Here is a 15281-nt window from a genome sequence, read left to right as displayed (position 1 = left end):
GAAGTGAGTGAGAAAGACAATAACGGGCAGGTGCAAGACGGCGACCTGACCGAACCTGAAGCAACAGGGGCAGGGGATTCCAGTGTGGCCAGCGAGCCGCCGCCGGCATCTGCGGCGGCGCCGGAGCCCGCAGTAAGCGCCGCGGCCACCGCCAGTTCTGCCGCCGCACAGCCCGCAGCGGCGATGTCCGGTAGCAACGTGGGTGGGAATGGCGGCGGCAAAGACGGCGGCAAGAGCGGCAGTTCCCTTCCCGGTTGGCTGGCCCTGGTACTGGTGCTCCTGGTGGCGGGTGCCCTGGGCTGGTCGTTGCAGCAGGCGCTGCAGCGTGAAAGCCAGCTCTCCGAGCGCGTGGCGCAACTGGAGGCCGACGCCGGTGGCGGCAACACCGAACTGGCCGAGACCGAGTCCCGCCTGCGCGACGCCATCGCCGCGGCGCGGCGCAGCGCCGACGGCGAGCGCGCCACCCAGGCCGGCAAGCTGGACGCCCTGTCGCGGCGTATCGAAAGCCAGGCCCAACTCCTCGACAGTATCAGCGCAACTGATGAAAACAGCTGGCTCCGCGCCGAGGCCCAGTACCTTCTGCGGCTGGCCAACCAGCGCGTGCTGATGGCGCGCGACCCGCAATCCGCGCTCGCCCTGCTGCACAGCGCCGATGGCATTCTCGCCGAACTGGACGACCCGGGCCTGCACGAGGTGCGCGCCGCGGTGGCTGCCGAGATCGCCGACCTCAACGCGCTGCCGCGGGTGGATGTCGAGGGCGTCTACCTACGCCTGTCCGCGCTTATCGAGCAGGCCGGCAAGCTGCGTATTTTCGAGATGCCCGAGGTGGCGCCGCGCAGTGACAGCGACGAACCGGCCCAGGATTGGAAAGTGCGCCTGCGCCGGGGCTACGAGCAGGCCCTGCAGAAACTCTCCGACTACATTGTGATCCGTCGCCGCGACGTGCCCATGCAGGCGCTGATGGACCCGCAGTGGGAGGGCCTGGTGCGGCAGAACCTGCGCATGCTGCTGGAGCAGTCCCAGGTCGCGCTGCTGTCCGGCAACCAGGAGCTGTACGAGGCCAGCCTGGGGCGGGCCCGGCACTGGGTGGCGCAGTTCGCCGACACCGATGCCGCCGCCGCACAGGCCATGGATACCGAATTGCAGGCGCTGGCAGCACTCACCGTGCAGGTGGACATGCCGGACATCTCGCGCTCGCTGCGCGCCCTGGATGCCGCGATCCGTCGCAACCCGCAGGGAGGCGCGGAGTAAGCCATGCGCAGGTTGTTCGTCATCATTATTCTCGCCCTGCTCGCGGGGGTGGGCATCGTCGCCGTGATCGAGAGCGATCCCGGCTACGTCCTTATCGCCTACGGCGCCTATACCGTGGAGACCAGCCTCTGGGTGGGGCTGGTGGTACTGGCCCTGCTGTGCTTCGCCGTCTACGCGGTAGTGCGCCTGTTGCGGCGTCTGCTCGGCGGACAGAATTCGCTGGTCAGTTGGGTAGAGGGGCGCCGCAACCGCGCCTCCTCGCGCCTGACCACCCGTGGCCTGATCAGCTACACCGAGGGCAACTGGGATCGCGCCCGGCGCCAGTTGATCAGCGGCGCCAAGGCCAGCGAGGCGCCGCTGCTCAACTACCTGGTGGCGGCGCGCGCCAGCCACCAGTTGGGTGAGGCCGACAAGGTGCGCGAATACCTCGGCGCCGCCGGCGAGACTGATTCCGAGGCGCGCACCGCAGTGGAACTCACCACCGCCGAGCTGCAACTGCGTTCAGGCGAATACCGCCAGGCGCTGGCGACCCTGGAGCAGGCGCGGCGCAACGTGCGCCGCCTCCCGCAGGCGCTGGACCTGCTGCGCCAGGCCTACGTCGGCCTCGGCGACTGGCCGGCACTGGCACAGCTGCTGCCCGAACTGAAAAAGCACAAGGTCATGCCCGCGGACGAACTGCAAACCCTGGAGCGCGAGGTCTACAGCGGCCTGCTGCGCGCCGGGGCCGTGGCGGACAGCGAACACACCGGCGAACCCCTGCGTCTGGCCTGGGAGCAGGTGCCCGCTGCGCTCAAGCAGGACGCTTCGTTGGTGCACGATTATGTCGACCTGCTGATCGGCGAGGGCTACCACAGCGCCGCAGACAAGGTCGTGCGACGCATGCTCAAGCAGCACTGGGATTCAGGCCTGGTACGCCAGTACGGCTACGTGCTGACCGACAACAACGCCCGGCAACTGGCCAAGGCGGAAAGCTGGTTGCCGCAGCACAGCGACGACCCGCAGTTGATGTTGTGCCTGGGCCGCCTCGCCGCACGGGAAAAGCTCTGGGGCAAGGCGCGTGAGTATTTTGAGCAGACTTACGCCATCGAGCGCACGCCCGAGGTTTGCGCCGAACTCGGTCGCCTGCTGCTCGCCCTGGGTGAGCCGCGGGTCGCCGGTGCCTACTACCGCGAGGGCCTGCAGGCGCAGCAGGGCGACCTGCCCGCGCTGCCCATGCCGGAGCATGCCAACCCGTCCGTGGCCAAGCGCCTGGCCAACTCGTCCTAGCCGCAGTCCTGGTCCCGGCCGAACCTAGCGCTGCTCGCCCGGGTCCGGGATCCCCAACTCCTCCCACATCTGGTCGACGCGGTTCTTCACCGCCTCGTCCATGACAATCGGGCGTCCCCACTCGCGGTCGGTTTCACCGGGCCACTTGTGCGTGGCGTCCATGCCCAGCTTCGAGCCCAGGCCCGACACCGGCGAGGCGAAATCCAGGTAGTCGATCGGCGTGTGGTCGATGAACACGCAGTCGCGGCGCGGGTCCATGCGCGTGGTCATCGCCCAGATAACGTCTTTCCAGTCCCGCGCGTTGACGTCCTCATCGGTGACGATGACGAACTTGGTGTACATGAACTGGCGCAGGAACGACCACACCCCTAGCATGACGCGCTTGGCGTGGCCCGGGTATTCCTTGCGCATGGTGACCACCGCCAGGCGGTAGGAACAGCCCTCCGGCGGCAGGTAGAAATCGACAATTTCCGGGAACTGCTTTTTCAGTAGCGGCACCACTACCTCGTTCAACGCCACACCGAGAATCGCCGGCTCATCCGGCGGCCGGCCGGTGTAGGTGCTGTGGTAGATCGGGTCCTCGCGGTGGGTGATCGCTTCCACCGTGAATACCGGGAAGCGCTCCACCTCGTTGTAGTAACCCGTGTGGTCCCCGAACGGACCCTCGTCCGCCATCTCCCCCGGCGCCAGGTAACCCTCGAGAATAAACTCGGAACTCGCCGGCACCTGCAGACCATGCGCGCGACAGCGCTCGGTAAAGCACTCCGCCACCTCCGTCTTCTCCCCGCGCAGCAGACCCGCAAATGCGTACTCCGACAGCGTGTCCGGCACCGGCGTTACCGCACCCAGCGTGGTCGCCGGGTCCGCCCCCAGCGCCACCGCCACCGGGTAGGGTTCGCCCGGATGGCGCTGCTGCCAGTCGCGATAATCCAGCGCGCCGCCGCGGTGCGACAACCAGCGCATGATCAGCTTGTTGCGCCCGATCAACTGCATGCGGTAAATGCCGAGATTCTGCCGCTCTTTCTCCGGCCCGCGGGTAATCACCAGCGGCCAGGTCACCAGCGGCCCAGCATCCCCCGGCCAGCAGGTCTGGATCGGCAACTGGTACAGATCGACGCCATCACCCTCGCGGGCGTGATACTGGCAGGGCGGGTTGCGCACCACCTTCGGCGCCATGTTCAGCACCTGTTTCAACACCGGCGCCTTGTCCACCAGGTCGCGCACCCCCTTGGGCGGATCCGGCTGGCGCAGGTAGGCCAGCAACTCGCCGATCTCACCCAGCGCATCCATACTCTCCGCACCCATGCCCAGCGCCACCCGCTGCTCCGTACCGAACAGGTTCGCCAGCACCGGCACCGAATGTCCCTTGGGGTTTTCAAACAGCAGGGCGGGGCCGCCGGCGCGCAGCGTGCGGTCCGCAATCTCCGTCATCTCGAGATTAGGATCGACCTCCGCCTTCACGCGCACCAACTCGCCGCGCGCTTCCAGCGCAGCAATAAATTCCCTGAGATCTTTATACTTCATGCAAACCAACCCGTCTTACGATGACGAGACACTACCGTCAGCCGGGAATATGCGCAATGGAGTTGTGGCAGTGAAGCTCCCCGTGTCGGGGGCGTCCGAGGCCATGGATGGCCGAGGCCGAGCTGCCATGGAAGGCGCTTTTGCGGCCCCCGGCATGGGGAGCTTCGCTGCCACGACGGTAGCCGGGAGCCATCGAGCATTCGGAAAGAAGATTGACGAGGAGAGAAGAGCCTTAGCCGACTCGGGGAAATTCGTGTGGTTAAGTGAACGGGGGCGTGAAACGAGAATCGCTCACGCCCGTAGGAGGGGGGTGACGTTACTTCCGCCGCATCGACATGAAGAACTCGTCGTTGGTCTTCGTGTCCTTGAGCTTGTCGATCAGGAACTCAATCGCCGGCAGGTCCTCCATGCCGTGCAGCAGCTTGCGCAGGATCCACATGCGCTGCAGTTCCTCCTCACCCGTGAGCAGTTCCTCCCGACGGGTACCGGAAGAGCGGATGTTGATCGCCGGGTAAACGCGTTTTTCCGCCACCTTGCGATCCAGGTGCAGTTCCATGTTACCCGTGCCCTTGAATTCCTCGTAGATCACCTCGTCCATCTTCGAGCCCGTGTTGATCAGGGCCGTGGCGATGATCGACAGGCTGCCGCCTTCCTCGATGTTCCGCGCGGCGCCGAAGAAACGCTTCGGGCGCTCCAGGGCGTGGGCATCGACACCACCGGTCAGTACCTTGCCGGAGGAGGGGATGACCGTGTTATAGGCGCGGGCCAGGCGGGTGATGGAGTCGAGCAGGATCACGACGTCCTTCTTGTGTTCGACCAGGCGCTTGGCCTTCTCGATGACCATGTCCGCCACCTGCACGTGGCGCGAGGGCGGTTCGTCGAAGGTGGAGGCGACGACTTCCGCGCCGCGCACGCCGACCGAGCGCTGCATTTCGGTCACTTCCTCCGGGCGCTCGTCGATCAGCAGGACGATGACATAGCACTCGGGGTTGTTGGTGATGATCGCCTGGGCGATGTTCTGCATCATGATCGTCTTGCCCGCCTTGGGCGGGGCGACCAGCAGGCCGCGCTGGCCCTTGCCGATCGGGGCGACCAGGTCGATGATGCGGCCGGTGAGGTCTTCGGAGCTGCCGTTGCCCTTTTCCAGGGTCAGGCGCTCGTTGGGGAACAGCGGCGTCAGGTTCTCGAACAGGATCTTGCTCTTCGAGTTTTCCGGGCGGTTGAAGTTGACCTCGCCGACCTTGAGCAGCGCGAAGTAGCGCTCGCTGTCTTTCGGCGGGCGGATCTTGCCGGAGATGGTGTCGCCGGTGCGCAGGTTGAAGCGGCGGATCTGGCTGGGGGAGACGTAGATGTCGTCCGGGCCCGCCAGGTAGGAGCTGTCCGCGCTGCGCAGGAAACCAAAGCCGTCCTGCAGGATCTCGAGCACGCCGTCGCCATAAATGTCCTCACCGCCTTTCGCATGGCGCTTGAGAATGGCGAAGATGATGTCCTGCTTTCGCGAGCGGGCCATGTTCTCCAGCCCCATTTCCTTCGCGATGTCGATCAGTTCCTGGGTGGATTTGGTTTTCAGGTCGGTAAGGTTCATAGATAGATAGTCAAACGGTGTGAGTTGAACTTGCGGGGATGTAATCAGCACGCGCGGCACGCGGGCGCCAGCGGGCTGTCAGAATGGTGCTGTGTAATTGAAAGACAGAGTTATTATCGGTGCACAGGGGTGTGCAACTGTCGAGAATTTAGCACGCCCCGCAGTGGTCGTCTACCGGAAATTTCAGGTTTTTCAGGGCGGTGGCGGCGCGGTTGGGAGTTCCCGTTGCGAGTGTTTTCGCAGGCCGGGCCAACCGCGCGTCGCGGGGAAGGTCAGACGACTTCCTTGATGAACTCGGACAGCTGTGACTTGGACAGGGCGCCCACCTTGGTGGCCTCGGCGCTGCCGCCCTTGAACAGGATCAGCGTGGGAATGCCGCGGATGCCGAACTTCGGCGGGATCTCCGGGTTGGCGTCCACGTCGACTTTCACGACTTTCAGCTTGCCGTCGTATTCCTCGGCGATTTCGTCGAGCACCGGGGCGATCATCTTGCAGGGGCCGCACCACTCCGCCCAGAAATCCACGAGGACGGGGACGTCCGCGCTGAGGACTTCAGTGTCGAACGTCGCGTCGCTGACGTGCACAATTTTCTCTGACATTGTTGGTCTCCAAACAGGTTGCGGCGGGAGCCGCTGGGAACGAAGGGGAATGATACCACCGGCTTGAGTGCGTACAAGTTGCGCGCTAGAGTTTTTCAGCATAGCGCTATAACCGAAGAGCTGGATATGCCTTCACACGCCGATTGGTTCGTCTACATCCTGCAGTGCGCGGATGGCACCCTGTACACCGGGATTGCCCGCGACCTCGCCCGGCGCCTGCGCCAGCACAACGGCGAACTCGCCGGCGGGCCGCGTTACACCCGCGGGCGCCGGCCGGTGCGCCTGCTGTGGCAGGAGACGGCGTCGGACCGCGCCGCGGCACAACAGCGCGAGGCGCGCATCAAGCGCCTGCCGCGGCCGGCCAAACTGGCGCTTGTCGGCGGCTAGGCCGGCATTTGCCGGCGCTGGTCGGTGGCTGAGCGCGGCGCGCTCACTCTTCCAGCGACTGCAACTCCTCCAGCGCGGACTCCAACTCCAGCCACGCCTCCTCGCTCTGGGCCAGGGCCTGCTTGACCTCGCCCTCGCGGCGCAGCAGCGGGGCGAGATCATCGCGCCGCTCGTCGGTGTACAGCGCCGGGTCGGCGAGTTGCGCCTGTAAATCACCCAGCTCGCGCTCGCTGTCGGCCATGGCCTTTTCCAGCGCCGAGATTTTCTTTTGCAGGGGCTTCAGGCGCTCGCGCTGGGCGGCGGCCTGCTGACGGCGCTCGCGGGCAGACAGCTCCGGTTCCGGCGCGGCGCTGACGGTTTCCGCCGTTTCGGTGGCCGGCCGCGTGCCGCCGGCGAGCCAGCGCTCGTAGGCGGCGAGGTCCTGCGCGTAGCTCTCGACCACGCCGTCGTGAACCAGCAGCAGTTCATCCACGCAGTTGCGCAGCAGGTGGCGGTCGTGGCTGACCAGGATGACGGCGCCCTCGTAGTCCTGCAGGGCCAGCTCCATGGCGTGGCGCATTTCCAGGTCGAGGTGGTTGGTGGGTTCGTCCAGCACCAGCAGGTTGGGTCGCTGCCAGGCGACCATGGCCAGGGCCAGACGCGCCTTCTCGCCACCGGACAGCGGTGCGACTGCGGAGGTCGCGACGTCGCCGCGGAAGTCGAAGCCGCCGAGGAAGTTCAGCACCTCCTGGTCGCGCGCCTGTGGCCGCAGGCGCTGCAGGTGCAGCGCGGGGCTGGCGCCGAGGTCCAGCGCCTCCATCTGCTGCTGGTCGAAGTAGCCGATGTGGCAGTGTTCGCCCGGGGTGCGGCTGCCGGCGACCAATGGCAGCTGCCCGACCAGGGATTTCAGCAGCGTGGACTTGCCCGCGCCGTTGCGCCCGAGCAGGCCGTAGCGGCTGCCCGGGCGCAGTTGCAGGTCGACCCCCTGTAGCACCGCCGTGCCGGCGTAGCCCAGGCTCGCCTCGTCCAGGCGCAGCAGCGGGTCGCTGGATTTGTCCGGCGCTGGAATACGGAAATCGAAAGGCGAATCGAGGTGGGCGGGGGCGATGGCCTGCATGCGCTCGAGTTCCTTGAGCCGGCTCTGTGCCTGTTTCGCCTTGCTCGCCTTGGCGCGGAAGCGGCGCACGAAGCTGTCGATTTCCTGCATGCGCCGCTGTTGTTTCTCGTAGGCTGCCTGCTGGTTGGCCAGGCGCTCGGCGCGCTGGCGCTCGAACTGGCTGTAGTTGCCCTTGTAACTGACCAGTTGCCGGCCCTCCACATGCACGATGCGCTCGCAGGTGGCGTCGATGAAGTCGCGGTCGTGGGAGATGATCAGCAAGGTGCCAGGGTATTGCTGCAGCCACTGCTGCAGCCAGATGGTGGCGTCGAGGTCGAGGTGGTTGGTGGGCTCGTCTAGCAGTAGCAGTTCCGACGGTGCCATCAGCGCCCGCGCCAGGTTCAGGCGGATGCGCCAGCCGCCGGAGAACTCGCGCACGCCGCGGCCGCCGGCATCCTCGGCGAACCCCAGCCCCTGTAGCAGGCGCTCGGCGCGGCGCGCTGCGCTGTAGCCGTCGACGGCTTCGAGGCGCGAGTGGATCGCGGCGGCAGCCTCGAAGTCGCCGGCGGCTTCCAGTTCCGCCAGTCGGTCCATCAGCTGGGCCAGTTCGCCATCGCCGCGCCACACGTATTCCGCCGCGGGCAGGTCGGCGGTCTCCACCTCCTGGGCCATGTGGGCGATACGCAGGGCGTCGAGGCCTTCCAGTTCGCCGTGGTCCGGTGCCAGTTCGCCCAGCAGCAGGGCCAGCAGGCTGGACTTGCCGGAGCCATTGGCGCCGATCAGGGCGATGCGCTGTCCGGGCTGGATGGTGAGCTCGGCGTCCTGCAGCAGGAGCTTGCTGCCGCGGCGCAGTTCGATGTCGCGAAGTATGATCATGAGGCGGCGAATTTTACGCGTCGGCCGCGGTCAGAACCAGCGCCTGGTGCAGCCTTCGGCCTCTTGGTGGCGGGGTGGAATCGGTCACAAGCCGGTAGTACACTGGGCACCCGCTGCGGTCACCGCCGACTCCACGTATCAGCGCCTGGCACCCGCGCCCGGGAATCACCCGGCCGCGCCGGGTTGTGAATGCCGGTCGTGGACGCAAGTTAGGGGCGTGACTGCGCGCCCGCAATCTCATCAATAATGGATCTGCTATATGAAGAAGTTCGTACTGCCGTTCGCCCTTGTCGGCCTGGTTGGCCTGCAGGCCTGTAACCAGCAGGCCGGCGACAGCCAGCCCGCGCAGCAAACCACAGCGGCCGCGCCGCTTGCCCTGGAAACCGCCGAGCAGCGCCTGAGCTACGGTATCGCCTTCAACCTCGGCCAGCGCATGAACCAGGACGACATGAACGTCGATGTCGACGCCTTCGTCGCCGGCTTCACCGACGGTTTTGGCGGCGATGCAGGCAAGATGACCCAGGAGGAAATCAGCGCCGAACTGCAGGCCTACCAGGAGCGCATGATGGCCGAGCAGCAGGCGGCCCACGACCAGGCGGCGAGCACGAACCTGGCGGCGTCCGCGGCATTCCTCGAAGAAAACAAGGCGCGCGAAGGCGTCGTGGTCACCGACAGCGGCCTGCAGTACGAGGTACTGGAAGCCGGTGAAGGCGACAAGCCCGGCCCCGACGACACCGTGGAAGTGCACTACCGCGGCACCCTGGTCGACGGCACCGAGTTCGACTCCTCCTACCAGCGCGGCCAGACCGTGACCTTCGGCGTCGGCCAGGTCATCCCCGGTTGGACCGAGGCTCTGCAGCTGATGCCGGTGGGCTCCAAGTGGAAGCTGTTTATTCCGCCGGAACTGGCCTATGGTGCCGGCGGTGCCGGCCAGCTGATCGGCCCGAACGCCGCCCTGGTGTTCGAGGTAGAGCTGATCTCCATCCCCAGCCAGGCAGAAGGTGAGGCGGCAGAAGACGCCGCTAGCGAGTAAGCCGTCCCCGCACCAGCGTCAGTCGCACTGGCGCTGGTGACTGTAGTGCAAAGCGCCGATCAGGCGGTCTTCCAGCGTAAAACGTGATTCGAGCACCTCGCCCAGCGCGGCGAGGTCGCGCTCGAGCGTGGCGTTGCTGGCAGCGTTGGCGGTGTATTTTTCCTCGTAGGCGAGGATGAACTCGGTGGTGTCGCCGATCTCCGGCATCAGTTCCCTGGCCAGGGCGCCGCTGCCATCGGCGAAACTCTCCGCCTCTTCGATCAGTTCCAGGTAAACCTCGAAATGTCCGGCGGACACGTAGTCCACCAGGACCTCACACAGGTCGCGCTGCTGCGCGTCCATGTCCAGCTGGCCGCCGGAGGCGCGTGTCGCCACAGCGATTTCCGTATACCTCGCGACCAGGGAGCGGCGCTCGCGCAGCCACCCGGTCAGCAGATGCTCCACCGCCTCGTATTGCTGGCGGGCCTCGCGTTTCCGAAAAGGCATATCACCCTCCGCGGGGGTATTTGCGGAAAGTCTGCCACAGGCTGATCAGGGCGGCCACGATAAACACGAGTAAAGTCTGTTCCGGAATGCTCAGGCCGAGGAAGGTCCACATGGTCTCGGCACAGTTGCCATCGCCCATCAGGACGATCTCCAGGGTTTCGCTGAACGGCAGGGTCTGCAGCATGTACTCCAGGCTCGGTCCGCAGGCGGGGACCTGGTCCGGCGGCAGGTGCTGCAGCCAGACATGGCGCCCGGCGACCGCGCCGCCGACGACAGCGAACAGGGTGCACAACAGGGCGTACACCCGCAGGCCCCAGCCGCGCGGGTTGTGGATTGCCGCAAGCAGGGCGAACACGCCACAGCCGACGATAAAGACCCGCTGGGTCATGCACAGGGGGCAGGGTGCCAGGCCCAGCTTCTGTTGCAGGAAGAAGTAGGCGAAGGCCATGGCGATCGCGCACAGCGCGGCGAGTGCGGCGAAGACGACGCGGGGGGACAGTGATTGCAGCATGTGGTGAATCCTTGGAAATCCGGGGGCATACGTTAGGGGCTTTTCCCGGCGCATTCAATATGCACTGCGGGTAGCCCGGGGCTTGGACCGCAGCTGCCGCCAAAGGTGCGCGGTCGCGGCGCGGCGGGGCTGTTGAGACGGCTGTTTAGAGGGTTGTTGAGGGGGTTGTTGAGAGGGTCGCTGGCGGGCCGCTACAGTCTCTCGCGAGCGGCGGACACGAATTCCAGCAACTCGGGGTAGAAGTCGAGAAAGGCGCGCTCCATCGGTTCGCGCAGTGGTTCCAGGTGCGGCGCCGCCGCGCTGAAGGGATTGCCGCGGCGCAGGCGTTCGCCCACACGTTGTGCGCCGGCCGGTACGGTTTCCCAGTCGCGGTAGCGCGCCAGCAGGTCGATCTCTGCCATACGCCGGGCCATGCGCCGGGCGTCGGGACTTAGCTGTTGCGCGTGCCGCTCCAGGTTGGCGTACACGCCGCGATGGAAGTGTTCCGGCGTCTCTGCGCTGAAGCGGTTCCAGTGCCGGCTGAGGAAGTAATCGAAGCTCATGTCGATGAGGATGCCGGCGTAGCGGCGCAATTCTGCGGGAAACTCGCAGCGCAGCCTGGCAACGGTCGTGTGGCTGTCGGTAAAGGCGTCGATGGCGCGGTGCAGGCGCACACCGCGCTCTATCGGGGCGGGGAGTTCGCCGCGCAACGGGCCCTTGCGGTAGTCGCCCTCCAGCGCCCCGGCCAGCAGGCCGGGGTCCGGCCAGGCGAGGTGAAAGTGGGCGAGATAGTTCAAAACCCGGGCAGGGCGTCGTACTGCGCGTAGAACTCCGCCAGGTACTGTTCGAAGCTCAGCTTATCGCTGGCCTCCACTTCCGCCTGCGCCTGCAGCGAGCGTTGCGCTTCCTGTACGAAGAGCGCCACCTTGTCGGCGGGCAGGCCGCCGGCGAGCATCTCCTGTGCCCATTGCCGGCTGTAGCGCAGGCCGAGGGCGAAGAAGGACTCGTTGTTTTCGGTCATCTCGCGCAACATGCGCGCCGAGGGCGTGAGTTCGGGGTCATCCAGCTTGGCGCGCTGGGCCGCGACCGCGCTGGCGTATTCATCGCCGGTGTGGGCGGCGTCCAGCGCGGCGGCGACATCCGCCACGCCGGCCATGACCTCCTGCGCCCACTGCAGGAAGTCACGCTCGCCGTTGGCGTCGGCCAGGCGCAGCCCGGGCTCGCGGCCGCGGTTGACCACCGCGGCGAGGTTGGCGGCGATGGTCGTCTGTTCGTGGTCATCGCAGGGCGGGCTGTCGTGCAGCAGGCAGTACAGCAGGAACGCGTCCATGAAGCGGATCTGGCGCGCGCAGATGCCCAGCGGCATGAACGGGCTGACGTCGATGCAGCGCACCTCGATATATTCGATGCCGCGCTCGGTCAGTGCGTGCAGCGGTGTTTCGCCGGAGCGCGCCACGCGCTTGGGCCTGATCGGGCTGTAAAACTCGTTCTCGATCTGCAACAGGCTGTCGTTGAGTTGCTGGTAGTCGCCGCCATCGCCGGCGCAGAACGCGGCGTAGTCCGCGTGCGGTTGCATGATCGCCCGGCGCAGTGTCTCCACGTAATTGTGCAGCGAGTTGTAACAGACCTTGAGGCCCTTCTGGGCGGAACTGTTATAGCCCAGGTCGCCCATGCGCAGCGAGGTGGCGTGGGGCAGGTGCAGGGTATCGGAGCGACCCTGGAAGGGTTGCAGGCCGTGGCCGTCGCGCCCGCGCAGGAAACTCGCGCACAGTGCCGGGGAGACGCCGAACAGGTATACCGGCAGCCAGACGAAACGGCGGAAGTTGCGGATCAGTCCGAGGTAGCGCTCGCTGACATAGTCGCGCAGTGTGCCCGGTTCGCCGTCCGCCGCCCAGGCCTGTTCCCAATAGGCGGTCGGCATGGAGAAGTTGTAGTGGATGCCGGCGATGGTCTGCATGACGCGGCCGTAGCGATGGCCGAGTCCCACGCGGTATACAGTTTTCATGCGCGCCACGTTGGAACTGCCGTAGCGCGCCACCGGCACCTCGCTGTCCACGCCCATCACGCAGGGCATGGAGGCGGACCACAGCATCTCGTCCTGCAACTGGCTGTAGGCGAAGCGATGAATATCCTCGAGTTGCGCCAGGCTGTCCTCGATCACCGCGTTGACCGGGGTGATGAACTCCAGCAGCGCCTCGGAATAGTCGGTGGTAATCCAGCTGTGGGTAAGTGCGGAACCCAGGCCTTCCGGATGCGGGGTCTGCGCCAGGCAGCCGTCTTTGGCAACTCGCAGGCTTTCTTTTTCAATGCCGCGCTGGATACCGCGCAGCAGGTGTTGCTGCTCGGGTACAGAAAGGGCGGCGAGTTGCGTGTGCAATCGGGAAGCCAAAGGTGCTCCTTAAATGTGTTCCGGGTCGAGCGGTGGCACGGCGCTGCGCGGCAGGCTTCCGCGGTGATTCAACGGGCGCCCAAGTGTAGCCCTCATGCCCGGGTGAGTACAGCAGGGTGCTTTTTCCTCCACCGGCCAGTGGGCCGGGAAATCCACGGCCCGGCCGACCGGCTAGCCTCCCGGCGCGTTGGCGACGATCACCGCCCGGCGCGGCGCGGGGTAACCTTCGACGGTTAACCTCGGGTCGTCCGGGTGCAGGAAGTTGGCCAGCGAGTGGAAAGTCATCCACGGCGTGGCGCGCTGCTCGTCGGTGGTGGTCGCGGCCTCGGCCACCACTTTGGCATCGGTGAACCCGAGCTTTGCCAGCCAGCCGAGCAGGGTGGGGCAACTGGGCAGGAACCAGACGTTGCCCATGCGCGCGTAGCGGCCCTCGGGCACCAGTGTCGCGCCGGGTCCGCCCTCGATCACCAGTGTCTCCAGCACCAGTTCGCCGCCGGGACGCAGGCAGTCGCGCAGGGCCAGCAGGTGGTCCAGTGGCGAGCGACGGTGGTAGAGCACGCCCATGGAAAACACCGTGTCGAAGGCCTGCAGTTTTTCCGGCACCTGCTCCACGCCCACCGGCAGCAGCCACACCTGCGGCTGTTGCAGGTATTTCTGCAGGGCCCAGAACTGCACCGCGAACAGCGGCGTGGGATCGATGCCGATGACCTCGGCAGCACCGGCGCCGCGCATACGCCAGCAGTGGTAGCCGTTGCCGCAACCGACGTCGAGCACGCGGCGACCGGCCAGCGGGGCGATGTCCGCGGCCAGCCGGTCCCATTTCCAGTCCGAACGCCACTCGGTGTCGATGTGTACGCCGAACAACTCGAACGGCCCCTTGCGCCAGGGGTGCAGGCCCATCAGTGTGCTGCGCAGCGCGTCCTGTGCGGCGGTGTCCAGGGGGTGCGCGGCGTCCGCACCGACCCGTGCGCGGTCCAGATGAATGGTGCTGACTTCGATATCCGGCAGTGCGTCGAGCACCGTCAGCCAGCGCGGCAGGTCACCGTGGCGGGCGGCGGACAGGCCCGCCTCCAACTGTGCCGGCAGGACTTCCGCCCAGCGCGCCAGGTCGCCCTCGCGCCAGCGCTCGAGTAGTGGTTGGTAGTCGATCACTTGAGCGCGATCAGCGAGGCGAAGTTGAAGCACTGGAACCAGACGTCGCAGGCGGAAAAGCCCGCGTCGCTGATGCGCTGGCGGTGGCGGGCCAGGCTCTCGGGTACCAGCACGTTTTCCAGTGCCGCGCGCTTTTGTGCGATCTCCAGGTCGCTGTAGCCGTTGGCGCGTTTGAATTCGTGGTGCAGGTCGATGTTCAGTGCATCCAGATGCGCGTCCTCGAAAATGACCTTCTCCGACAGCACCATGATGCCGCCCGGGCGCAGCCCGTCACAGATACGCGCGATGACCGCATCGCGCTGCGCCGGCGGCACGAACTGCAGGGTGAAGTTCAGCACCACCACCGAGGCGTCCTCGATCGCCACGTCGGCGAGATCGGCGCACAGCAGGTCTACCGGCGTGGTGTTGTCGTCGGCATCGATGATCTGCCGCGCGCGCGCGAGCATGGCGGACGAGTTGTCCACGCCGACAATGCGACAATCGCTACTTTCGAGGTTGGCGCGCATGGCCAGGGTGGAGGCGCCGAGGGAACAGCCCAGGTCGTACAGCCGCGAACCCGCGCTTGCGTAGCGTTGGGCTAGCAGGCCGGTCATCGCCACGATGGTGGCGTAGCCGGGCACCGAGCGCTGGATCATGTCCGGAAAGACCTCCGCCACTTTCGCGTCGAAGGCGAACAGGCCGGTGGCCCGCAGCGGGTCTGCGTAAATGGTGTCGCGCGTTTCGCTCATGCTGGTATGCCGGACCCTGCGGCCCATGGAGTACGTCGGGCCGGCAATTCTAGCACGCTGGCTGCCCCACGCAGGGCGCGCGCAGGTTGCACGCAGACCGCGTGAAGGCGCGCGCTGCGATCACAGGCGCGCATGTGCGCGCGCCAAAGGGACTCAGTTGGCGCTGCGTACCAGCAGTTGGTCTTCGAGGCTGCGCAGGCGCGCGGGGCGCACCTGCTGGTCGAACCGGGCGAATTGTTCGCCGCTCGACGCTTGGGTGTCGCGCTTGTTGCGACGGTTAAACCGGATGCTGGAAAGGAATTCCACGAGGCTGGTCTTGCTCTGGTCCAGGCGCTTCATGAGTGGCTCGCTGGCAGGTTTGGAAACACAGCCCGAGTTTAGGATTTGCTGTGCACTTTTGGAGGTAAAAAATACGGCCGATTTATGTGAAAAATCACCCG

General features: G+C 66.2%; 15 protein-coding genes. 4 read left to right on the top strand and 11 right to left on the bottom strand.

Going from position 1 to position 15281, the window contains the following annotated elements; all coding sequences use genetic code 11:
- The first annotated feature begins 3 nt into the window (after nucleotides 1–3).
- A complete protein-coding gene (locus E4634_RS06990) occupies nucleotides 4–1251 on the top strand; it encodes a uroporphyrinogen-III C-methyltransferase (protein WP_135442209.1) in 1248 nt (415 codons plus the stop codon).
- Between the two features lie 3 nt (nucleotides 1252–1254).
- Nucleotides 1255–2517 (top strand): heme biosynthesis HemY N-terminal domain-containing protein, encoded by a 1263-nt coding sequence (locus E4634_RS06985; RefSeq protein ID WP_135442207.1) that lies wholly within the window; start codon nucleotides 1255–1257, stop codon nucleotides 2515–2517.
- A gap of 24 nt (nucleotides 2518–2541) precedes the next feature.
- Here the strand turns inward: E4634_RS06985 and ubiD are convergent, their stop codons facing one another.
- The 3 genes from ubiD to trxA all read right to left on the bottom strand — a co-directional run bounded on the left by ubiD (nucleotide 2542) and on the right by trxA (nucleotide 6225).
- Nucleotides 2542–4041, bottom strand: coding sequence for a 4-hydroxy-3-polyprenylbenzoate decarboxylase (gene ubiD / locus E4634_RS06980; RefSeq protein ID WP_135442205.1), 1500 nt, complete (start codon nucleotides 4039–4041; stop codon nucleotides 2542–2544).
- Nucleotides 4042–4357: 316 nt separating this feature from the next.
- Nucleotides 4358–5626: a transcription termination factor Rho gene (gene rho / locus E4634_RS06975; RefSeq protein WP_135442203.1), complete on the bottom strand. Its 1269-nt coding sequence runs from the start codon at nucleotides 5624–5626 to the stop codon at nucleotides 4358–4360.
- Nucleotides 5627–5898: 272 nt separating this feature from the next.
- Nucleotides 5899–6225, bottom strand: a complete 327-nt coding sequence (gene trxA, locus E4634_RS06970; protein WP_135442201.1) for a thioredoxin TrxA — start codon at nucleotides 6223–6225, stop codon at nucleotides 5899–5901.
- 126 nt (nucleotides 6226–6351) lie between these two features.
- On the opposite strand from trxA, the gene E4634_RS06965 reads away from it, so the two are divergent.
- Complete coding sequence (locus E4634_RS06965; RefSeq protein WP_135442199.1) at nucleotides 6352–6612, top strand: GIY-YIG nuclease family protein; 261 nt, start codon at nucleotides 6352–6354, stop codon at nucleotides 6610–6612.
- Nucleotides 6613–6655: 43 nt separating this feature from the next.
- On the opposite strand, the gene E4634_RS06960 is transcribed toward E4634_RS06965, so the two are convergent.
- The gene (locus E4634_RS06960) at nucleotides 6656–8563 is read right to left on the bottom strand and encodes an ABC-F family ATP-binding cassette domain-containing protein (protein WP_135442197.1); all 1908 of its coding nucleotides are present in this window, start codon (nucleotides 8561–8563) and stop codon (nucleotides 6656–6658) included.
- A gap of 259 nt (nucleotides 8564–8822) precedes the next feature.
- Here E4634_RS06960 and bamJ point away from each other — a divergent pair, with 259 nt between their 5' ends.
- The gene (gene bamJ / locus E4634_RS06955) at nucleotides 8823–9596 is read left to right on the top strand and encodes a BamJ family beta-barrel-assembly machinery protein (RefSeq protein WP_135442195.1); all 774 of its coding nucleotides are present in this window, start codon (nucleotides 8823–8825) and stop codon (nucleotides 9594–9596) included.
- 18 nt (nucleotides 9597–9614) lie between these two features.
- Here the strand turns inward: bamJ and E4634_RS06950 are convergent, their stop codons facing one another.
- The 7 genes from E4634_RS06950 to E4634_RS06920 all read right to left on the bottom strand — a co-directional run bounded on the left by E4634_RS06950 (nucleotide 9615) and on the right by E4634_RS06920 (nucleotide 15180).
- Nucleotides 9615–10082, bottom strand: coding sequence for an Rsd/AlgQ family anti-sigma factor (locus E4634_RS06950; protein WP_135442193.1), 468 nt, complete (start codon nucleotides 10080–10082; stop codon nucleotides 9615–9617).
- Nucleotide 10083: 1 nt separating this feature from the next.
- Nucleotides 10084–10593 carry a disulfide bond formation protein B gene (locus E4634_RS06945; protein WP_135442191.1) on the bottom strand — a complete coding sequence of 170 codons (510 nt, stop codon included), beginning with the start codon at nucleotides 10591–10593 and terminating at the stop codon, nucleotides 10084–10086.
- Nucleotides 10594–10784: 191 nt separating this feature from the next.
- On the bottom strand, nucleotides 10785–11369 hold the full coding sequence (locus E4634_RS06940) for an acyl carrier protein phosphodiesterase (protein WP_135442189.1): 585 nt from the start codon (nucleotides 11367–11369) through the stop codon (nucleotides 10785–10787).
- On the bottom strand, nucleotides 11366–12961 hold the full coding sequence (gene gshA, locus E4634_RS06935; protein WP_167854805.1) for a glutamate--cysteine ligase: 1596 nt from the start codon (nucleotides 12959–12961) through the stop codon (nucleotides 11366–11368). Before gshA ends, E4634_RS06940 begins: the two co-directional genes overlap by 4 nt.
- Before the next feature lie 171 nt (nucleotides 12962–13132).
- The gene (cmoB, locus tag E4634_RS06930) at nucleotides 13133–14113 is read right to left on the bottom strand and encodes a tRNA 5-methoxyuridine(34)/uridine 5-oxyacetic acid(34) synthase CmoB (RefSeq protein WP_434783499.1); all 981 of its coding nucleotides are present in this window, start codon (nucleotides 14111–14113) and stop codon (nucleotides 13133–13135) included.
- Nucleotides 14110–14841 carry a carboxy-S-adenosyl-L-methionine synthase CmoA gene (gene cmoA, locus E4634_RS06925; RefSeq protein ID WP_135442187.1) on the bottom strand — a complete coding sequence of 244 codons (732 nt, stop codon included), beginning with the start codon at nucleotides 14839–14841 and terminating at the stop codon, nucleotides 14110–14112. Before cmoA ends, cmoB begins: the two co-directional genes overlap by 4 nt.
- Nucleotides 14842–14994: 153 nt before the next feature.
- Nucleotides 14995–15180 (bottom strand): hypothetical protein, encoded by a 186-nt coding sequence (locus tag E4634_RS06920; protein ID WP_135442185.1) that lies wholly within the window; start codon nucleotides 15178–15180, stop codon nucleotides 14995–14997.
- Between the last annotated feature and the right edge of the window lie 101 nt (nucleotides 15181–15281).

It is taken from the genome of Mangrovimicrobium sediminis (genome assembly GCF_004745945.1).
GTDB lineage: Bacteria > Pseudomonadota > Gammaproteobacteria > Pseudomonadales > Halieaceae > Mangrovimicrobium > Mangrovimicrobium sediminis.
The sequence above is the reverse complement of the archived record's forward strand: the minus strand, read 5'-3'. Positions and strand labels throughout refer to the sequence as shown.